Source organism: Blastomonas natatoria, from assembly GCF_003201955.1.
GTDB classification, from domain to species: Bacteria; Pseudomonadota; Alphaproteobacteria; order Sphingomonadales; family Sphingomonadaceae; genus Blastomonas; species Blastomonas natatoria.
Genome location: NZ_QJJM01000012.1, coordinates 101,167 through 121,085, shown reverse-complemented (window position 1 = coordinate 121,085; position 19,919 = coordinate 101,167). Strand labels below are relative to the sequence as shown.

Below are 19,919 nucleotides of genomic sequence, written 5' to 3'. Positions count from 1 at the left end.
CTGGCACAAAGTCTTTGCATTCCAACGAGGAATTGCAAGGCTGCTGTCGCGCCTTGGCGCTCGCTGGCACAAACACTGGCTGGGGTGGCAGGATTCGAACCTGCGAATGCCGGTACCAAAAACCGGTGCCTTACCACTTGGCGACACCCCAATGCCGTGCTGGCCAATGCCGTGCTGGCCAATGCCGTGCTGCGCGCTTGCCGGGCGCGGGGCCCCGGTAACGCGGGAGCGGCCTATATACGGAAAAGTCTTGTTCCGCCAAGCGCCTTTTTGGGGCGCTCGACGGGACCAACACGCTCAGCCGATGCGGTGGACCCAGCCGTGCGGATCGGCAGCGTCGCCGCGCTGGATCGAGACCAGGGCAGAGCGCAGGCTGGCGGTGACAGGGCCGGACTGGTTGCCGCCGATTGTGAAGCTGCCTTGTGGCGATTTTACCGTGCCGACCGGGGTCACCACCGCCGCAGTGCCGCAGGCGAAGGTCTCGCGCAGGCGTCCGCTTTCCGCATCTGCCTGCCACTGGTCGATCGAATAGGGCTGCTCGCTGACGGTCATGCCCTGCGCACGGGCGAGGTCGATGATCGAGCTGCGTGTGATGCCGGGCAGGATCGTGCCGGTGAGCGGTGGGGTGATGATGCTGCCGTCGTCGAACACGAAGAACAGGTTCATGCCGCCCAGTTCCTCGACCCATTTGTGCTCGGCTGCATCGAGGAACACCACCTGGTCGCAGCCTTGCGCGGTGGCTTCGGCTTGCGCGACGAGGCTCGCCGCGTAATTGCCGCCGCATTTCGCCGCGCCCGTGCCACCGGGGGCCGCGCGGGTATAATGCTGCGATACCCAGATCGTCACTGGCGCAATGCCACCCTTGAAATAGGCACCCACGGGCGAGGCGATGGTGATGAACAGATATTGCTTGGCCGGGCGCACGCCGAGAAATACCTCGCTGGCGAACATGAACGGACGCAGATACAGCGCGCCGCCTTCGACCTTGGGGAACCATTGGGAATCGATCCGCACCAGCTGTTCGACCGATTCGACGAACAGGTCTTTCGGCACATGCGGCATAGCCATGCGCGTGGCGGATTCGTTGAAGCGGCGGGCATTTGCATCGGGGCGGAACAAGGCGGTGCTGCCATCGGACAGCTTGTACGCCTTCATCCCCTCGAAGATTTCCTGGGCATAATGGAGCACCGACGAAGCCGGATCCATCGGAATAGGAGCGCGCGCGGTGACCTTCGCATCATACCAGCCGCCCTTAGCCTCGTCATAGCGCACCACGACCATGTGATCGGTGAACAGCTTGCCGAAACCCGGATCGACCAGAGCCGCGTCGCGCGCATCGGCGGGGGTGGGGCTGGTCGTCGGTTCGATGGTGAAAGGCAGCATGGCATCCTCTGGTGGCGCAAGGATCGGAAACGGTGATCGGCATCCCGGCGATTGGCCTTGCTGCAACGCGGGCTTGCCAAGACCTAATCTCGCTGGCAATCAAGGTCAACATGCCTGTCCCATCTTCCCCATCGGCATCCGCGCTTTTCCTGCGCGAGGATGAAATCCGCCACGGCGTCGAACTGCTGTTCTTCGGCTATACGCGGCTGACCAAGTCGATCGACGATCAGCTCGCGGTGCAGGGGCTGGGCCGGGCGCATCACCGTGCGCTCTATTTCATCGCACGCAACCCCGATCTGACGGTCAGCCAGCTGCTGCGCGCGCTTGCCATTACCAAGCAGTCGCTGGGCCGGGTACTGACCGAGCTGCAGCGGCGCGACCTGATCGAGACGCGCAGCGGCGAGACCGACCGGCGGCAGAAGCTGCTGCGGCTGACCCCGGCGGGCGCGGCGCTCGAGGCCGAGCTGTTCGATGCGCTGCGCAGTCGGCTTGCCCAGGCCTATCGCCGCGCGGGGCAGGAATCGGTCACCGGATTCTGGCGCGTGCTCGAAGGATTGGTGCCTGATGCCGACCGCGCCTTGCTGGCCGAGCTGGGGAACGATCGCCGTCCCGGCTGACATCCCCGGCTGACATCCATGTCAGCATTTCTGCTTTGCTAATGGTATCGGTTATGCAATCAAGTGCGCAACGATAACAAGGCAGGAGCGGAGACGAGGTCATGGCGACGATGCGCAGCGTGGTGCTGAAAGCGCCGATCGACGGTCTGCCGCAGCCGGATGACTTCGTGATTGTCGAGCGGGCGATTCCTGCGCTTGAAGACCAGCAATTCCTGATCGAACACCGCATTGCCTCGGTCGATCCCGGCGTGCGATCGCGCCTGCACGCGACGGGGGCCAGCTATGCGCCGCCGATCCCTCCGGGCGGCACGATGGACGGATTCATGGTCGGGCTGGTGACCGAAAGTCGCAACGATCGCTTTCCGGTCGGCACGTGGGTGACTGGTAGCGGCGGCTGGACGACGCATTCGATCGGCAACGGACGTGGCTATGTCATGCCGATTGCCGACAATGGCCTGCCGCGCACGCTCTGGCTCGGCGTGCTGGGCATTCCCGGCATGACCAGCTGGTTCGGCATGAAGCGCGTCGGCGAGTTTCGCGAAGGGGCGCATGTCCTGATCAGCTCGGCAGCGGGCGTGGTGGGCGCGACGGCGGGGCAGCTTGCAAAGGACTGGGGCGCGGCGAGCGTGACCGGCATCGCGGGTGGCAAGGAGAAATGCGACTGGCTGGTCGAGGCCTGCGGGTTCGATGCAGCGATCGATTACAAGGCGGAAGGCGATCTCGGTGCGGCGATCGCGGCGGCCTGTCCCAAGGGTGTGGACATCTTTTTCGACAATGTCGGCAATGCGATGATCGACACGGTGCTGCCGCTGATGCGGCTGCACGGGCGGATCGTGATGTCGGGCCAGGTCGCCGATTACAACGTGCCCCAGGGCGAGCGAACGGGCATCACCAATACCGGCGAGATGATCGCCAAGCGGCTGACGATGCGCGGCATCCTGGTGTTCGACGACATTCCGCATTTCGCCGAGGCACAAGCCGCGATGGGGCAGATGATCCGCGATGGGAAACTGATCTATCGCGAAGAGCTGTATGACGGGCTGGAGGCCATGCCCGAAGCATTTTGCGGGCTGTTCACCGGAGCCAGTTTCGGGCGGCGGCTGGTGCGTTTGGGAGATATCGGATGAGCCACGAATTCCGCATCGAGGACCAGAGCTATTCGCGCTTCACCTTTGAGCGCGATGGCCGGGTGCTGAAGGCGTTCATCACCTCGGACCACCCCGTCAACGGCGTCGACGGACCGATGCACGACGAGCTGGCGCGCGTGTTCACCGATCTGCAGCGCGACAGCGAGAGCGACATCATCGTGCTGGCGGCCAAGGGCAGGGCGTTCTGCGCGGGCGGCGATTTCGCCTGGTTCCAGCAGCAGATCGACGATCCGGCGAGCTTCCGCGCGATTGCCTGGGATGCCAAGCGCATCGTTTCCAGCCTGCTCGAGATGGAAAAGCCTCTCCTCTGCCGATTGAACGGCGCGGCGGCGGGGCTGGGCGCAACCATCGCGTTGCTGTGCGACATCATCGTGGCGGACGAAAAGGCGGTGATCGGCGATCCGCACGTCAAGGTCGGGCTGGTCGCGGGCGATGGCGGCGCGCTGATCTGGCCGCAACTGATCGGCTATGCCAGGGCCAAGGAACTGCTGATGACCGGCGACATGCTGAGCGCGGTCGAAGCCAAGGCGCTCGGCCTGATCAACCATGCGGTGCCGGGCGACCAGCTCGATGCGAAGCTCGCCGAGATCATCGCCAAGCTGCAGGGCAACCCGAAATGGGCGGTGCGCTGGACCAAGAGCGTGACCAACATCCCGCTGCGCGCGCTGGCGGCGCAGATGATGGACGCGGCGATCGGCTGGGAGAGCGTGAGCAACTATCTCGGCGACCGGCGCGAGGCGGTGGCGGCGATGGCCGAAAAGCGCAGCCCCAAGCTGACGGGGGAATAGGCTATGAGCATCGAATTCGTCATTCCCGCGAAAGCGGGAATCCCGCTATCTTCCTCTATCGCTGCGCAGCAGCGGGACCCCCGCCTGCGCGGGGGTGACGGTGAAGGGGCCGATGCATGACCCTCCAAACCTTCACCGACGAGCCCGAACATGTCAGCGCCCTGCGCGCCACGATCCAGCGGTTCATCGCCGAGCATGCGCCGCGCGAGGCGCGCCAGGCCTGGGACAAGGCCGCGCACTGGCCGCGCGATATCTACAGCAAACTCAATGATCTGGGGCTGATAGCTCTCACTGTTCCCGAGGAGCATGGCGGAGCAGGGCAGGACCTGGTCGCCGCCATCGCGGTGATCGAGGAACTGGCGACCGCAGGCCCGTGTCTGGCGGGGCCGTTCATCCACACCAGCTTCTATGGCGGCATGAACCTGAGCGAAAACGGTTCGCCCGAACAGAAGGCCGAGTTCCTGCCGCGCCTTGCCCGGGGCGAGATGTTCTTTGCCTATGGCCTGTCCGAACCCAATGTCGGCGGCGACCTGGCGAGCGTCGAGACGCGCGCGGTGCGCGAGGGCGACGAGATCGTCATCAACGGGGCGAAACGCTGGTGCACCGGCGCGGACTGGGCGGATTATATCTATTGCCTCGTACGCTCCGGCCCTGCCGAAGAGCGCTATCGCAACCTCTCGTTCGTGCTGGTGCCGACGAAAGCGCCGGGCGTGACGATGCAGGACATAGAGCATGTCAACCTGCGCTACACGCACAGCCAGGACGTCTATTTCGATAATGTGCGGCTGCCCTTGAGCGCCATCGTCGGCGGCGAGGCGATGTGGAACCAGGGCTGGAAGCTGCTCGCGGGCCGCGCGCTCGATGTCGAGAAGCTCGAGATTTCGGCGGTCGCGCTCGGCATTGCGCGCGCCGCGATCGACGAGGCCTGGGCCTATGCGCAGGAACGGGTGCAGTTTGGCAAGCCGATCAGCCAGCATCAGGCGATCCGGGGCAAGCTGGTCACCGCGAAGACCAAATGGCAGGCCGCGCGGCACCTGCTCTATCATGCCGCATGGCTCGCCAATGAAGGGCGGCCCTGTTCGGTCGAGACCAGCATGGCCAAGCTGTTCGTCGCCGATACCGGAGTGGAGATCGCGCTCATCTGCCAGCAGGTGATGGGCTCGTACGCGCTCAGCGATGCGTATGAGATGGAACGCCATGTCCGCGACCTGTTGGGCATGCCGATCGTCGGCGGATCGAGCGACATGCAGCGCAACAATCTGGCAAGTCTGATGCGGTTATAGGCTGTTTGCCCTCTCCCCTTCAGGGGAGAGGGAAGAGCCGCGCAGCGGCGAAGGGAGAGGGGCAGGCGAGCGGGGTATTCCCCTCTCCCCAACCCTCTCCCCTGAAGGGGAGAGGGAGTCAAGATGCAACCGCTTGAAAGCATTGAGCCGCTGGGCCATGCCATCGCGATGCTGCTGCCCGGCATTGCTGCGCGCGCGGACGAGATCGAGCAGGCGCGGCATCTGCCTGCCGATATCGCGCAGTCGATGGCGCTGGCCGGCGCGTTCAACATCCTGCGTCCGAAGAGCCTGCAGGGGCTCGAACTCACTCCGATGGAGATGGTCGCGGTGCTTCACGCCATCGCGCGGGCTGAGGCAAGTGCGGGCTGGTGCGCGATGATCGGATCGACCACCGCGCTCAATGCCGCATATCTCGCGCATGACGTGGCGCGCGAAATCTATTCCGACCCGCATTCCATCACCGGCGGCGTGTTCGCACCGATGGGCCGCGCGGATGACATGGGCGATCATTATGTCGTCTCGGGCCGCTGGCAATGGGGATCGGGTAGCGCCAATTGCGACTGGCTGTCAGGCGGCGCGATGGTGTTCAGGGATGGCGAACTGCAGCGTTTCGACAATGGTGCGCCCTATCACCGCATGATGATTTTCCCGGCAGATCAGGCAGAACTGCTCGATACCTGGCATGTCATGGGAATGAAGGGAACAGGCTCGGGCGACTTCACGGTCAAGGACATCATCGTGCCCAAGGAGCGCAGCGTGTCGCTGATCGCCGACAGGCCGGTCGAGCAGGGGGCGCTCTATCAGTTTCCGATCTTCGGACTGCTGGCATTGGGTGTCGCTTCGGTCGCTTTGGGCAATGCGGCGGGCGCGCTCGACGAGATCGAGGCGCTGGCCAGGGCGAAGAAGCCGCAAGGCGGACAGCGCAGCCTGGCCGAACGCGGCGTGGTGCAGACCGAGCTCATGCGTGCGCAGGCGAAGCTCGGTGGGGCCGAGGCCTATCTGCGCGAATGCGTCGAGGCCTGCTGGGAAGGTGCGACGCATCGCGGCGAGCTATCGGCGGAGGAGCGCGCTTTGCTGCGCCTCGCCGCCACCCACGCCACCGAAACCTCTGCGGAAGTGGCCAAGACCGCGTTCACCATCGGCGGCGGCAGCGCGGTCTACATGACCAGCAACCTGCAGCGCCGCTTCCGCGACGCGCATGTCGCCACCCAGCATATCGCGACCGCAAGCAGCGTTTACGAACTGGTTGGCCGCGTGGCGCTGGGCCTGCCGACCGATCTTGCGATGCTGTAACGATAAGGACCCGCCCGCTCCCTCGCTCAGGGAAGCGGGCGGGTTCCGTCCTGCAGATCAGAACTTGGCGCCGACCTGCACGCCATAGAGGCGCGGTTCGCCGGCGATGAAGGTCGCGGTGCCGAAGGCGCCGCCGGTATTGCCCGCATCGATCAGATATTTCTCGTCGAACAGATTGCGCGCAAACGCGGTGATCTCGAACGCGCCATCGTTGAAGCGGACGCCGGCCCGGGCATGGGCCAGCACATAGCCGTCCTCGCTGATCGCCGGGGTATTGGGCACCTCGAAGAACTGCTTGCTGCTATAGGTAACCGTGGGCACGAAGAAGATCGACGCGCTGTCGCTGACCGGGATATTCACGTCGATCCCGGCGGCTGCGGTGTGCTTGGACTGCAGGCGGAAGCGGTTGTCTTGGAACGCCGGATCGGGGGATTCGATTTTCGCGTCGATGAACGCATAGTTGGCGAACATCCGCACATTGGACCCCAACCGCAATGCGCCTTCGACCTCGACGCCGAAATTGCCTGCATTGCCCGCATTGACGGGAATGACCTGACCCTGCTCGTTGAAGAAGCTCGTCTGGAAGTTCGAATAATCCTGGTAGAATGCACCGATCGAGCCGCTGAAGGCCCCGAAGGCGCCCTTGATGCCGCCCTCATAGTTCCAGACCTTTTCCTGCGCGACTAGCGTGAACGCCGGGGCAGGGCCAGCGGCCGTGGCGCGCGCGCTCAGGTTGAGCACGGGTGCGCGGCGGCCCTTGGACACGGTGGCATAGACGTTGACCGCATCGCTGATCCGGTACAGCGCGTTGAAACGCGGCAGCCATGCGTCGAAATTGTCGCTTTCGCGGAAGGTCAAGCCGCGCGTGTCGACCGTACCCAGCAGCGAGACGCCGGGAATGCCGAGGCCTGCCAGAATCTGGCTCGCTCCGGCCACGGCATTATAGGTCGATGTCCGCTCCTCATAGAGATAGCGGACCCCTGCGGTCAGCTCCAGACGATCCGACACATCGAAGGTGATGTCGGCAAACGCCGAATAGCTGGTGTTCTTGCCGCCATTGGTGAACTCGCTCGAATAGGGCAGCACGCTCGCCGCGCCGCGGGTCAGCAGAGTGGTGGCACGGTTGGGCAGTGCAGGGGTGTTCAGCGTCCGGCAGCTCTGCGCCGAAGGCACGCCCAGGGCCGCCGCCAGCGATGCTCGGACCGGTGCGAGGGCGCCAGCGGTCGCGCATCCGATATAGGTGCCCTCGTCGGTCACGAACGGAACGCGCTGGGTGCCCTGTTCGTGGAACACGTTGAAGCCGAAAAAGCCGCGCAGCCGGTCGCTGTTATAGGTAAAGCGGGTCTCGTAGCTGAACTGCTCGCCCTTGGCATCTTCCGCAAATTCCAGGAAGAACAGCCCCGATCCGTCGGCGTCGAACACCTCGAGGCTGTCGAACTTGCGATAGCCGCCGATCGCGGTCAGCGACCAGTTGTCGCTCATCGCGGTTTCGAAGGTGACACTGGCATCATAGACTTCGCGGTTCAGGCCCAGCTCGGGCAGGCCAAGAATCGCCTGGCTCAGTGCACGGGGCGCACCGCCGACTTCGCCGACGCGGAAAGGATCGGTGTCGCCGCCGCTGCGCGGCAAGGTGCCGGAGATGAAGGCCGTGCCCGGGTTGCGCTGCTGTTCATAGTTGAACACGAAGTCCATCGTGCTGTTGTCGCTTGGCCAGATGCGCAGCGAACCGCGCAGCGCCAGCTGATCGATGCCGTTGAGATCAGCCTGATCCGAACGGATGTCGCGTGCCGAAACGGTTCCGGGATTGTTGGCGATGTTGCGGATATAGCCGTCGCGATGCTTGTACGATGCGGCAAGGCGTCCTGCGATCTTGTCGTTGCCGACATTGATCATCGCGCGGCCCTCATAGAGGTTGAAATTGCCGTAGCTGCCCCGGATGTCGGCCTTGAAACCCGGCTCCGGCTTGGCGGTGATCACCGAGATTGCACCGATGGTAGCGGCAGTGCCGAACAGCGTTGCCTGCGGCCCCTTGACCACTTCGATCCGGTCGATGTCGAACAGGTCGAAATACGAGCCGCGCGAGCGGGATACGTCGATCCCGTTCAGATAGATGGTGACGCGGGGCGCGATCTGCGCGCTGCCCGAATCCGAGGTGATGCCGCGAATGACGAAGCCCGGATTGTTGGCGCTCTGCTCCTGGATGTTGAGGCCGGGGATGAAGGCCGAAAGCTCGTCGAACTCGTCGATGCCGATATTGTCCATCTGCTCGCCGCTGATCGCAGAGACGGTGATCGGCACGTCCTGGATCGACTGTTCGCGCTTCTGCGCGGTAACGATGATCGTGTCCTCGTTGCGGCCTTCGGCATCGGCCTGATCCTGGGCGAGAACCGGGCTGGCCGACAGGGCGATGGCGAGCGAGACGAGCGAGACACGAAGGGGGAAGTGGGGCATTGCGCATGTCCTCAGATTGAGTGGAATGCGCGCCCTCTGCCCCCAACCGGCGACTTTTGTGCGTAGCAACAATTACCGTTTTGTGGCGGTTTGAAATTCAATTTGTAACATCGCGATAATGTTCCGGTAGACGCGACGGCAGGTGTCAACCTGACCGACGCGCCGCGCGAAGCTTTTTGCCGAGCGGAATCAGGATGAGGGCCGGGATGATGATCAAGGCCCAGATCGCCGCGAACAGCGCGATCTCGTCAACGCCGCCGTTGAGCAGCAACCGGGGGCTGTTGAGGAGATAGACCGGCCAGCACCTGCGGCGGCATTCGATTCCATAAGCATCAGGCCAGCCAGTCCGCCCCGAAAGATAGTCGTAAACGGCTATCTCGCCTGCGACGAGCACGACAAATCCGAATGTCAGCAGGCACAGCTGCAGCCATGACAGCCTGATCGCGACGACACCGTCGGATCGCTCGCTACGCTGGTGGTTACCGCTGCCCTCAGACGGTGGCTGTTCGGATGGTCCGTCCATCTGCTTTGCCTGCGTGGGCAGGCCGCTTCAGAGTCGGACCATGCTCATGCCCATTTCGCCATAGCGCTGCCCCGCAGTCGATCCGGGCGGCGCTGCGGCATCCAGCGCGTCGAGATCCGCAGCAGACAGGGCCACGTTCACCGCTGCCATCGAATCTTCCAGCGTCGCGCGGCGCTTGGAGCCGGGGATGGGGACGATGTCATCGCCCTGCGCCAGAAGCCATGCCAGCGCGATCTGGGCCGGCGAGACGCGGTGCGCCACGGCCATCTGCTCGACCACATCGACGATGCCGAGATTCTTCGCGAAATTCTCTTCGGAATAGCGCGGGTCGTTAAGCCTGTAGTCGCCCTCGGCAAGGTCCGAACGCTGGCTGATCAGGCCGGTCAGGAAGCCGCGGCCCAGCGGGCTGTAGGGAACAAAGCCGATGCCAAGGTCCTGGCAGAGTGGCAGGATCTCCTCCTCCACCCCGCGCTCCCACAGCGAATATTCGCTCTGCAGCGCAGCGATGGGATGGGTCGCATCGGCGCGGCGAATGGTGTCGGCGCCAGCTTCGGACAGGCCGAGATAGCGCACCTTGCCCTCTTCGACGAGCCGCGACATCGCCCCGATGGTTTCCTCGATCGGCACGTTGGGATCGACGCGGTGCTGGTAATAGAGGTCGATCGTGTCGATACCGAGCCGCTTGAGCGAGCCTTCGCAGGCGCGGCGGACGTTCTCTGGGCTCGAATCGACGCCCCTGATCGCGCCATCCTCGATCCGGAAGCCGAATTTGGTGGCGATGACCAGCCGGTCGCGGCGACCCTTGATCGCCTGACCCAGCAGTTCCTCGTCGGCAAAGGGACCATAGACTTCGGCCGTGTCGAAAAAGGTGACGCCCAGTTCGATCGCGCGTTCGAGTGTGGCCAGGGATTCGCGATGGTCGGCCCTGCCATACATGGCCGCGCCGATACCGGCCATCGGCATGCAGCCCAGGCCCAGTGCGGAAACCTGCAGCCCACCCAGCTTGCGATAGATCACTCCGTATCTCCTTCTGCGCGGGCAATGGTCGTCGTCACTGCCATGTCCATGGTCACATTCCCCAATGTGCGCATGATATCGGGGAACACTTCAATCGCCAACAGCAGCGCCAGGGGTTCCACTGGAATACCCATGGCGATGCAGATCGGCGCGATCGAACTGATGAAACTGATAGAGCCGGGCAGCGAAACCGCGCCCATGGTGGTGATCGCGGCCGCTGCAATGCCAGCACCGAGCGCCACCGGACCCAGTTCGATGCCCATCAGATGCGCGACATAGACCGCCACGGCCATGTTCATGCAAGGGCCTGTCGCGCGAAACAGCGCCACCGCGATCGGCAGCACCACGTCGGCGGTACGTTCGCCCACGCCGAGCGACCGCACCCCGGTCAGCATTGCGGGCAGCGAGGCGAGCGAGGACTGGGTCGAAATGGCCACGGCCTGTGCCGGTATGGAGGCGCGCAGGAAGCGCAGCGGGTTGATGCGCCCGCCGACAAAGGCCAGCGTGAAGGCAGAAATCCAGACCAGCGAACCCGTGCCAGCGACGATCAGCACATAATGGCCGAGCGCGCCAAAGGCAGCGACGCCGGCGCGCGACCCCACGACCAGGCCGAGCGCGAAGACGCCGATTGGGGCCAGTGCCAGCACCCAGCTGATCAGGATGATCATGGCATCGGCAATCGCGGCAAACAGGCCCTGCACGGGGGCGCGCTGGTCGGCAGGCAGGCGGGTCAGCGCAAAGGCAAAGGCCAGCGTGAAGATGATCAGCGGCAGGATGGCGTCATTGGCAGCCGCTGCCACCGGGTTGGTCGGCACCAGCGCGCGCAGGAATTCGGTAAAGGGCGGGACCTCGCCGGTGGGGTCGGCGCTTGCCAGCGCGCCGCGCAGCGCAGCACGGGCCGCTTCGGGCAGCGGAAAGGCTGTCAGCAGGGCAGGGGTGACGAGAGCCGCCATCGTGGCCGAGGCCCAGAGCAGCGCGATCATCGTGGCAATGGCGCGCACCGTCAGCCGCCCGGCGCTGGCCATCTGCGCGGTGCGCAGGATGCCGGTGATCAGCAGGGTGACGACCAGCGGCACCACGGTCATCTGCAGCCCGCGCAGCCACAGCGAGCCGACGACGTCGGCGCCATCGACGACCCCCGGTGCATCGCCGCCGATCGCCATCCCCAGCGCAATGCCAATGGCGAGAGCGCCGAGGACCAACAGTGTTTTCAGCATTCAATACGCGCCCTTGTATCACGCCGCTGTTCTTGCAGACCGCCAAATCCGGTATTCCCGACCATGGCTTGCCCGCCCCGTCGCCCGGAAGTTGCTGCAGCGCCGTTCCCGCCGGAGACCGTTTCAGCTTCTGGGACACGATGGCGCATGAAACAAGCCTGTCTTGAGCCCGTTCCCGACGTTCAGGATGACGCGATTTGACATGACCGCTGGCGACAAGGTTGGCAAGTCCCGATCCAATCCGCTAAGCCGCCAGAAAACCAGGCAGGGGTTCACGCGTGACACGCAAGTTTTTCGGCACGGACGGTATTCGCGGCCGCACCAACCAGGGCTTCATGACCGCGGCCATGGCGATGGCGGTAGGGCAGGCCGCCGGCGCGCATTTTCTGCGCGGCACCCACAAGCATCGTGTTGTCATCGGCAAGGATACCCGGCTGTCGGGCTACATGATGGAAAACGCGCTCGTCGCCGGCTTTACCAGCGTGGGCATGGACGTGGTGCTCGTCGGCCCGATGCCGACGCCTGCCGTCGCGCTGCTCACCCGCTCGATGCGCGCCGATCTGGGCGTGATGATCTCCGCCAGTCACAATCCCTTCCAGGATAATGGCATCAAGCTGTTCGGCCCCGATGGCTTCAAGCTCTCGGACGAGGACGAGATGCAGATCGAGGCGCTGCTGGAGCAGGGCAACCCCCAGCTGGCCGCGTCCGAGGCGATCGGACGCGCGCGGCGCATCGAGGATGCGCGCGGCCGCTATATCCATGCGGTCAAGGCCTCGTTGCCCGATCAGGTACGCCTGGACGGGCTGAAGATCGTGGTCGATTGCGCCCATGGTGCCGCCTATCAGGTTGCGCCTTCCGCCTTCTGGGAGCTGGGCGCGGAAGTGATTGCCATCGGCGTCACCCCCAATGGTCTCAACATCAACGACCGGGTCGGCTCGACCCATGTCGAGGCGATGCAGGAGCGGGTCGTCGCATCCGGGGCGGACATCGGCATCGCGCTCGATGGCGATGCCGACCGGCTGATCGTGGTCGACGAGAAGGGCAGCATCGTCGATGGCGACCAGATCATGGCGCTGATCGGAAGCAGCTGGGCGCGCCAGGGGCGTCTGCGCGGCGGCGGCGTGGTGGCGACGGTGATGTCGAACCTGGGGCTGGAACGCTATCTCGGCGGGCAGGGGCTTGAACTCGTCCGCACCAAGGTCGGCGACCGCTATGTGCTGGGCGCGATGCGCGCGGGCGGCTACAATGTCGGCGGCGAGCAGTCGGGGCACATGATCCTGACCGACCATGCCACCACGGGGGACGGTACGGTGGCCGCGCTGCAGGTGCTGGCCGAACTGGTGCGCGAGGGCAAGCCGGCGAGCGAGCTGCTCCACCTGTTCGATCCGGTGCCGCAGCTGCTGAAGAACGTGCGCTTTGGCGGCGGCAAGCCGCTCGACAATTCCAGGGTGCAGCAGGTCATCGCCGATGCCGAGGACGAGCTGCGGGGCAAGGGGCGGCTGGTCATCCGGCCGTCGGGCACCGAGCCGGTGATCCGCGTGATGGCCGAAGGCGACGATGCGACGCAGGTGGAGGCGGTTGTCGATCGTATTTGCGCGGTCGTGGCGGAGGTCGCGGCCTGATGCTGGAGATGCGTCCCGATTGCGAACGCTGCGGCGCCGATACGCCCGCTCAGGCCCCCGGCGCTTTCATCTGTTCGTTCGAATGCACCTTCTGCGCGGAATGCGCGGAAGAGCTTGACGACCGCTGCCCCAATTGCGGCGGCGAACTGGTCGATCGCCCGGTGCGACCCAAGAAGCTGCTGGAGAAGTTTCCGGGATCGACCGTGCGGAAATTCACCCAGCATGGGTGAGCTTTCATCCGCACCTCTTCCGTTTGTCCCGAGCCCTTCGACGCCGCCTGTCGGCGTCGCTCAGGATAAACTTCAGCCTCCGGCTGAAGTCGAGGGACGTGATCGTAAGGGTGGTGCTAGGTCCCTCGACTTCGCTCGGGACAAACGGAGGTGATGGCGTGACAAACCTCGTCCGCATCCTCACCATTGCAGGCTCCGATTCCGGCGGCGGGGCAGGCATCCAGGCGGACATCAAGACCATCACCATGCTGGGCGGCCATGCGATGACCGCGATCACCGCGATCACCGCGCAGAACTCGCGCGGGGTCGATGCGGTGCAGGTGCTGGAGGCCGACATGGTCATCGCGCAGATCGACGCAGTGGCGCGCGATTTCGGGCTGGATGCGATCAAGATCGGCATGCTGGGCTCGCCCGAAATTGCCGAAGCGCTCGCCGACTGGCTTTCATCTTCGTCATTCCCGCGCACGCGGGAATCCCGCTTGGGCGGCGAGGGTGACATGAAGCGGGATTCCCGCGTGCGCGGGAATGACGAGGTTCCTGTTATCTTCGATCCGGTGATGATCGCATCGAGCGGCGCGGTGCTTGCGGACGAGGCCACCATCACCGCGTTTCGGAGGCTGATGACCTGCGCGACGCTCGTCACCCCCAACCTGCCCGAACTCGAAGCGCTGGGCGGCGAGGTGGCGGTGCTCGAGCTTGCGCCCGCGCTGCTGATCAAGGGTGGCCATGCGGGTGGCGAGATTGTCACCGACCGGCTGGTCACCCGCGGGGGCGAGGTGGCGCGCTGGAGCGATCCACGCATCCATAGCCCGCATAGCCATGGCACCGGCTGCACGCTTTCCAGCGCGATCGCCACGCTGCTGGGGCAGGGCGCACCGCTCGAAGCGGCGGTGGAGCGGGCGCGCGGGTTTGTGCGGCTGGCGCTGCGCGATGCGCCGGGACTGGTCGAGGCGAACGGCCCGATGGGGCACCAGCAGGTTCGCAACGATGCACTTGCGCCCGGCTGGCATCTCAACCAGGTGACGCTGGGCGCGTCCGATTTTGCCGCTTCGGTCACCTTCTACCGCGCGCTGGGCCTCCGCCAGATCGTCGACAGCCCGGACAACGGCTATGCCCGGTTCGAGGCAGACAATGGCGGAACGCTCTCGATCCATGCCGGCGAGCATGTCGGGGGCGCGATGGTCTATCTCGAATGTGCCGATCTCGACGCGCGCGTGACCGCGCTGGCGTCTGCAGGCTTCATCATCGACCAGTTCCCGCAGGAAGAGAGCTGGGGCTGGCGCGAGGCGCGGCTCAGCGACCCGGCAGGGAACGTGCTCTGCCTCTATTTCGGCGCCGAGAACCGGCGCTATCCGCCCTGGCGGATCGCAACCGAATGAGGTCCCTCCCGTAAATGCTGCAACCCCGCACGCATTGGCCCTTTACCCGGCTGCGCAATTGCCCATATGCGTTGCGGCAATCGTTCCAACGCTTTTCCCAAAACAGGAGATGACTCATGGCTTTCGTCCTTCCCCCGCTCCCCTTTGACAAGACCGCGTTCGGCGACGTGATGTCGGCAGAGACCTTCGACTATCACCACGGCAAGCACCACAATGCCTATGTCGGCAAGGCGAACGACATGGTGAAGGGCACGGACCTGGAAGGCGCGAGCCTCTCCAAGGTGATCGTCGCCGCGAAGGAAAAGGGCAACAAGGGCCTGTTCAACAACGCCGCGCAGATCTGGAACCACACCTTCTTCTGGCACTGCCTCAGCCCCGAAGGTCAGACGATCCCCGGATCGCTCGAAGAGCGCATCAACGCCGATTTCGGCTCGGTCGCCGACATGAAGGACAAGCTGAAGGCAGAAGCCGTCGGCCATTTCGGCAGCGGCTGGGCCTGGCTGGTGCTCAACGGCGACAAGCTCGAAATCACCTCGCTGCACGACGCGGACTCGCCGGTCGCGCACGAAGGCATGAAGCCGCTGCTGACGCTCGATGTATGGGAACACGCCTATTACATCGACTATCGCAACGCGCGCCCCGATTACCTGTCGACCGTACTCGACAAGGCGATCAACTGGGAATTCGTGGCGCAGAACCTCGACGGCAAGGGCACCGAGCGGGCCGACCAGGAAGGTTGATCACCCGGATGTCATAGGCAGGCTTGCAGCTTCGGCCGCAAGCCTGGCCGGGAAATATGCGGGGCTACGACGATGTCGTGGCCCCGCTTCTCGTTTCAGGGCTTGCCGCTTTCCGGGACTTCGTACGCCACGAACTCATCGCCTAGGCACTGGAAGGTTGCGCCATTTGCTGGCTGCCAGCCTTCAAGCCGCACGGAAAGCTCGGGATAAGCCGCGGCAAACTGCTGACGCGCTCCTTCCAGATCAGAAGAATAGCGCATGGCATTGCGCCGTCCCCCGTCCGCCATCTTTTCCAGCGCGAGCATCTCGAAATCGCCGACATAGGTAACGCTGCCGGGCTGGACCCGGAAAAGCGGCGCGCCAAGGCAGAAGACGTCGGTATAGGTCATGTTGAACGTCCGCCCTGCCAGAACATAGTCGCCTGCAGGCAGGATCGCGACGCGCAGCGCCTTCTCGCCCTTTTTCCCGCCGAAGACCGTATAGCTATAGGTGATCTTGGTACCGACCGGCTGACCCTTTGCGTCCACCGCTACCTTTCCGGTGGCCGGGTCGTAGCGGTAGAACAGGATGCGGTTGTCGCCGACCATTCCCGGGGCATGGGGACGCAGCACGATCATGGCTTCGTCGGCTCCTGGCACGGGGCGTTCGGGCCTCTTGAGGTCTACCTGCTCGGCAAGCTGCGCCATGGCCGGGGTGGCCAGCGCAAGACAGACCAGGGCAATCAGTTCTTTTGCCATAGCGCCGGCTCCGCATAATCATTGTGCCACGTGCGCAGCAGACTGCCGCGCGCCGGCTTTTCTGCGCCTACCAGAAGGGCGAGCTGCGCGTTGCGCTCTGCCTCTGGCAAGGCTTTCCACGCGCGGCCTTCCTCGCGCGTCATCGCATAGAGGTTCCACCCGCGGATCAGCATGCAGTTTTCAGTATTGATCCGCTTCTGGTCGCCGTCAGCCAGGGCCCCGCCGAGAACGGCGGCGATACCGCCCGCCAGAACGTCGATGGTGTTGATCTGGGATTCGGCGCCGCTCGCCAGCTTGCGACAGCTTTCGATCTCGCGGGTAGCAATTTCGGCAGTTGCTCCGGGCTTGTTGAAGAAACTGCCGTGGCCGCGATCGATCTTCGATGCTGCCCATCCCGGGTTCGGCACACACGCAACCAGAAGGGATGCGAGTATTACAAGGTTTCTGGCCATCCTCATCATTCCATCATGATCGCATTGGGCCGATCACCAGACCGGCTTGCGATTCCGTGTTGTTCCGAGGTCGCTCGTGACGTGTCTAATCTTTCGTCTGGGCGCCTTCAAGCGCCAAACCATGCTTCATCAGCATCGGGATCTGACTCATCGCGAACAGGAAGGACAAGGCGGTCACGCCCCAGACCTTGACCGTCAGCCAGGTCTCGAAGGTCAGGAACTGGCGCAGCCCCTCGTTGATCAGCGCCATGACGACAAAGAACAGCCCCCAGTTGCGAGAGAGCTTGAGCCAGCCGGTCTCGTCCAGCCCGTCATAGGCCGCCTGCAACAGGTAGCGCAGCAGCGGCTTGCCCATCATCCAGCCGCCGAGCAGCAGCGCGGCAAAGGCGGAATAGATGATCGTCGGCTTGATCTGGATGAAGCGTTCGTCGTTGAAATAGACCGTCAGCGCGCCGAAGCCGACGACCAGCACCGCGCTCAGCCACAGCATCGGCGAGACGCGGCCCAGCCGCCATTTCGATACCGCCACCGCGACCAGGATCGCGAGCATGAAGGCGAGCGTGCCGTTGATCGCCGCGCGGGTGCTGGCAAGCGCCGCGCCGTCGCTCTGGGTCAGCTTGAACACCGCGAAGAAGATCAGCAGCGGGCCGAAATCGAGCAGCAGCGGCAGCAGGCTACCTTCCGATTTCTTGGGCGCGGCTACGGCTTCGGCAGCGGCGGTCTGCGGCATTTCCTCGCTCACTTGGTGCCTCCGGCAATGACATGCGCGAGATATTCGGGATCGAACGGACGCAGGTCGTCGATCGTCTCGCCCACGCCGATAGCGTGGATCGGAAGACCGAATTTCTCGGCCGCCGCCACAAGGATGCCGCCGCGCGCGGTGCCATCGAGTTTCGTCATCACGAGCCCTGTAACGCCCGCGACCTCCTTGAAGGTTTCGATCTGCGACAGGGCGTTCTGCCCGTTGGTCGCATCGAGCACCAGCACCACGTCATGCGGCGCCTCGGGGTTGAGGCGGCCGAGCACGCGGCGGATCTTGGCGAGCTCGTCCATCAGCTCGCGCTTGTTCTGCAACCGGCCTGCGGTATCGACGATCAGCACGTCGATGCCGGTGGCGGTTGCCTGCTTGACTGCATCGAACACGATGCCCGCCGCATCGCCGCCTTCCTTGCCGCTGACGATCGGGATGCCCAGCCGCTCGGCCCAGACCTTGAGCTGGCCGATGGCGGCGGCGCGGAAGGTGTCGCCCGCCGCCAGCATCACGCCATAATCCTGTTCCTGGAACAGATGCGCCAGCTTGGCGATGGTGGTCGTCTTGCCCGATCCGTTGACCCCGATCACCAGGATCACTTGCGGGCGCGGGAAGGCGATGATGTCGAGCGGCTCGGCCACATTGCGCAGCGACTTGGCGATTTCCTCGCCGACGATCTCGCGCAGGCCGTCCTCGTCCAGCCCGCGCTCGAACCGGCCTTCGGAGAGGCGGGCGCGCACCTTGCCGGCCATCTGGGGGCCAAGGTCGCTGACAATCAGCGCTTCCTCGATCTCGTCGAGCTGGTCCTCGTCGAGCCGCGACTTGGTGACCAGACCTGTCAGGTTCTGGGTCAGCTTGTCGGACGTCTTGCGAAAGCCGCCCAGCAGGCGCTCGCTCCAGCTGCCTTCGCTCATGTTTCAATCTCCGCTGTCAGCATGTCGCCGCTTTGTCCCGTGATCGCCACTGGCACGATCCGCCCGATATGGGAAGGATCGGGTGCTGGCAAAGCGATGCGCACGAAATTCTCGCCATGGCCGGTGCGCCCGTCGCGCTCGACCAGCAGGTTCTGCCGCGATCCCACCAGCGAGGCGCGCCAGCGGGCGGCCCGCGCCTGGGCTGCAGCGCGCATTTCGCCGGCGCGCGCCTTGACCAGCGCCCGTTCGAGCTGGGGCATCCGCGCGGCGGGTGTGCCGTTACGCGGGCTGAACGGGAAGATATGGCCGTGTACGACATCGCACGCCTCGAGGATCGAGAGGTTGTTCGCGTGCATGTTCTCGTCCTCGGTCGGGAAGCCGGCGATCAGGTCCGCGCCGATGGTGATCTCGGGGCGCTTCGCCTTCATCCGCTCGACCAGCGCGATAGCCTGTGCGCGCGAATGGCGGCGCTTCATGCGCTTCAAAATCATGTCGTCGCCCGATTGGAGCGAAAGGTGGACATGCGGCATGATGCGAGGTTCGCCGGTGATCAGGTCGAACAGCCGGTCGTCCACTTCCACCCCGTCGAGCGACGACAGGCGCAGGCGCTTCAGGTCTGGCACGAGCTTGAGCACGCGTTCGATCAGCATACCGAGGGTGGGCGATCCGGGTAGGTCTGGGCCATAGCTGGTCACGTCCACTCCGGTCAGCACCACCTCCGCATAGCCGCGTTCGACCAGCGCGCGCACCGCATCGACCACGGCCCCTGCCGGGACCGAGCGGCTGTTCCCCCGGCCATAGGGGATGATGCAGAAGGTGCAGCGATGATCGCACCCGTTCTGTACCTCCACGAAGGCGCGGGCATGTTCGGCAAAGCTGGTGACCATGTGCGGCGCGGTCTGGCGCACGGCCATGATGTCGGAGACCTGGACCTTGGTGCTTACCTCTCCGAGTTCCCGAGCGAAGTCGAGGGACCTTCCACTACGGTCACGATCACGTCCCTCGACTTCGCTCGGGACAAACGGAGGGGGGAATGTGCTAAGGCCAAACGGGGTAGGGAACGATCCCGTCTCGAGCTTCTCCACATTGCCCAGCACCCGGTCCACCTCGGGCATCGCGGCAAACATCGCGGGGTCGGTCTGCGCCGCGCAGCCGGTGACGATCACCTGCGCTTGCGGACGAGCCTTGCGCGCCTTGCGGATTGCCTGGCGGGTCTGGCGCACCGCCTCGTTGGTGACCGCGCAGCTGTTGATCACCACCACGTCGTCGCGGCCGGCCAGCAGCGCGCGCATCGCCTCGCCCTCGGCAATGTTGAGGCGGCAGCCCATCGAGATGATCTCGGGACCGGTGCCAGGCTTCGCAAAATCCGCCATG

Annotated in this window: 19 protein-coding genes and 1 tRNA gene; 9 read left to right on the top strand and 11 right to left on the bottom strand. The window is 64.6% G+C overall.

Annotated elements, in window-relative coordinates:
* Positions 1-76: 76 nt before the first annotated feature.
* Positions 77-151, bottom strand: a tRNA-Gln gene (locus C7451_RS15175).
* 146 nt (positions 152-297) lie between these two features.
* Positions 298-1,383 carry a branched-chain amino acid aminotransferase gene (locus C7451_RS15170; protein WP_110299803.1) on the bottom strand — a complete coding sequence of 362 codons (1,086 nt, stop codon included), beginning with the start codon at positions 1,381-1,383 and terminating at the stop codon, positions 298-300.
* Positions 1,384-1,493: 110 nt separating this feature from the next.
* Between C7451_RS15170 and C7451_RS15165 the strand changes: the two genes are divergently transcribed.
* The 5 genes from C7451_RS15165 (at position 1,494) to C7451_RS15145 (ending at position 6,512) form a co-directional block, all read left to right on the top strand.
* Positions 1,494-2,000, top strand: coding sequence for a MarR family winged helix-turn-helix transcriptional regulator (locus C7451_RS15165; protein WP_060977500.1), 507 nt, complete (start codon positions 1,494-1,496; stop codon positions 1,998-2,000).
* A 101-nt stretch (positions 2,001-2,101) separates the two neighbouring features.
* Entirely contained in the window at positions 2,102-3,127 is a 1,026-nt protein-coding gene (locus C7451_RS15160; protein WP_244181942.1) for an NADP-dependent oxidoreductase, read from the top strand.
* Positions 3,124-3,936 carry an enoyl-CoA hydratase/isomerase family protein gene (locus C7451_RS15155; protein ID WP_110299802.1) on the top strand — a complete coding sequence of 271 codons (813 nt, stop codon included), beginning with the start codon at positions 3,124-3,126 and terminating at the stop codon, positions 3,934-3,936. The genes C7451_RS15160 and C7451_RS15155 overlap by 4 nt, the downstream gene beginning before the upstream one ends.
* A gap of 116 nt (positions 3,937-4,052) precedes the next feature.
* Entirely contained in the window at positions 4,053-5,219 is a 1,167-nt protein-coding gene (locus C7451_RS15150) for an acyl-CoA dehydrogenase family protein (protein ID WP_110299801.1), read from the top strand.
* Between the two features lie 123 nt (positions 5,220-5,342).
* Positions 5,343-6,512 (top strand): acyl-CoA dehydrogenase family protein, encoded by a 1,170-nt coding sequence (locus tag C7451_RS15145; protein WP_110299800.1) that lies wholly within the window; start codon positions 5,343-5,345, stop codon positions 6,510-6,512.
* Positions 6,513-6,569: 57 nt separating this feature from the next.
* On the opposite strand, the gene C7451_RS15140 is transcribed toward C7451_RS15145, so the two are convergent.
* The 4 genes from C7451_RS15140 to C7451_RS15125 all read right to left on the bottom strand — a co-directional run bounded on the left by C7451_RS15140 (position 6,570) and on the right by C7451_RS15125 (position 11,720).
* Positions 6,570-8,963, bottom strand: a complete 2,394-nt coding sequence (locus C7451_RS15140) for a TonB-dependent receptor (protein WP_110299799.1) — start codon at positions 8,961-8,963, stop codon at positions 6,570-6,572.
* Positions 8,964-9,108: 145 nt separating this feature from the next.
* Positions 9,109-9,486, bottom strand: coding sequence for a hypothetical protein (locus C7451_RS15135; protein WP_110299798.1), 378 nt, complete (start codon positions 9,484-9,486; stop codon positions 9,109-9,111).
* Between the two features lie 27 nt (positions 9,487-9,513).
* Positions 9,514-10,503 (bottom strand): aldo/keto reductase, encoded by a 990-nt coding sequence (locus C7451_RS15130; protein WP_110299797.1) that lies wholly within the window; start codon positions 10,501-10,503, stop codon positions 9,514-9,516.
* On the bottom strand, positions 10,500-11,720 hold the full coding sequence (locus C7451_RS15125; RefSeq protein ID WP_110299796.1) for a dicarboxylate/amino acid:cation symporter: 1,221 nt from the start codon (positions 11,718-11,720) through the stop codon (positions 10,500-10,502). The genes C7451_RS15130 and C7451_RS15125 overlap by 4 nt, the downstream gene beginning before the upstream one ends.
* Before the next feature lie 278 nt (positions 11,721-11,998).
* Between C7451_RS15125 and glmM the strand changes: the two genes are divergently transcribed.
* The 4 genes from glmM (at position 11,999) to C7451_RS15105 (ending at position 15,691) form a co-directional block, all read left to right on the top strand.
* On the top strand, positions 11,999-13,342 hold the full coding sequence (gene glmM / locus C7451_RS15120) for a phosphoglucosamine mutase (protein WP_110299795.1): 1,344 nt from the start codon (positions 11,999-12,001) through the stop codon (positions 13,340-13,342).
* Positions 13,342-13,572 carry a DUF1272 domain-containing protein gene (locus C7451_RS15115; protein ID WP_110299794.1) on the top strand — a complete coding sequence of 77 codons (231 nt, stop codon included), beginning with the start codon at positions 13,342-13,344 and terminating at the stop codon, positions 13,570-13,572. Before glmM ends, C7451_RS15115 begins: the two co-directional genes overlap by 1 nt.
* A gap of 245 nt (positions 13,573-13,817) precedes the next feature.
* The gene (locus C7451_RS15110; RefSeq protein ID WP_425266497.1) at positions 13,818-14,951 is read left to right on the top strand and encodes a bifunctional hydroxymethylpyrimidine kinase/phosphomethylpyrimidine kinase; all 1,134 of its coding nucleotides are present in this window, start codon (positions 13,818-13,820) and stop codon (positions 14,949-14,951) included.
* Between the two features lie 116 nt (positions 14,952-15,067).
* Complete coding sequence (locus C7451_RS15105; protein WP_110299792.1) at positions 15,068-15,691, top strand: superoxide dismutase; 624 nt, start codon at positions 15,068-15,070, stop codon at positions 15,689-15,691.
* A 95-nt stretch (positions 15,692-15,786) separates the two neighbouring features.
* Here C7451_RS15105 and C7451_RS15100 read toward each other — a convergent pair whose 3' ends face one another.
* From C7451_RS15100 to mtaB, 5 genes are all read right to left on the bottom strand, one after another.
* Positions 15,787-16,428: a hypothetical protein gene (locus tag C7451_RS15100; protein WP_110299791.1), complete on the bottom strand. Its 642-nt coding sequence runs from the start codon at positions 16,426-16,428 to the stop codon at positions 15,787-15,789.
* Positions 16,413-16,835 carry a hypothetical protein gene (locus C7451_RS15095; protein ID WP_110299790.1) on the bottom strand — a complete coding sequence of 141 codons (423 nt, stop codon included), beginning with the start codon at positions 16,833-16,835 and terminating at the stop codon, positions 16,413-16,415. The genes C7451_RS15100 and C7451_RS15095 overlap by 16 nt, the downstream gene beginning before the upstream one ends.
* 130 nt (positions 16,836-16,965) lie before the next feature.
* On the bottom strand, positions 16,966-17,622 hold the full coding sequence (locus C7451_RS15090) for an inner membrane-spanning protein YciB (RefSeq protein ID WP_425266496.1): 657 nt from the start codon (positions 17,620-17,622) through the stop codon (positions 16,966-16,968).
* Positions 17,619-18,545 (bottom strand): signal recognition particle-docking protein FtsY, encoded by a 927-nt coding sequence (ftsY, locus tag C7451_RS15085; protein WP_110299789.1) that lies wholly within the window; start codon positions 18,543-18,545, stop codon positions 17,619-17,621. The genes C7451_RS15090 and ftsY overlap by 4 nt, the downstream gene beginning before the upstream one ends.
* Entirely contained in the window at positions 18,542-19,918 is a 1,377-nt protein-coding gene (gene mtaB, locus C7451_RS15080; RefSeq protein WP_110299788.1) for a tRNA (N(6)-L-threonylcarbamoyladenosine(37)-C(2))-methylthiotransferase MtaB, read from the bottom strand. Before mtaB ends, ftsY begins: the two co-directional genes overlap by 4 nt.
* Between the last annotated feature and the right edge of the window lies 1 nt (position 19,919).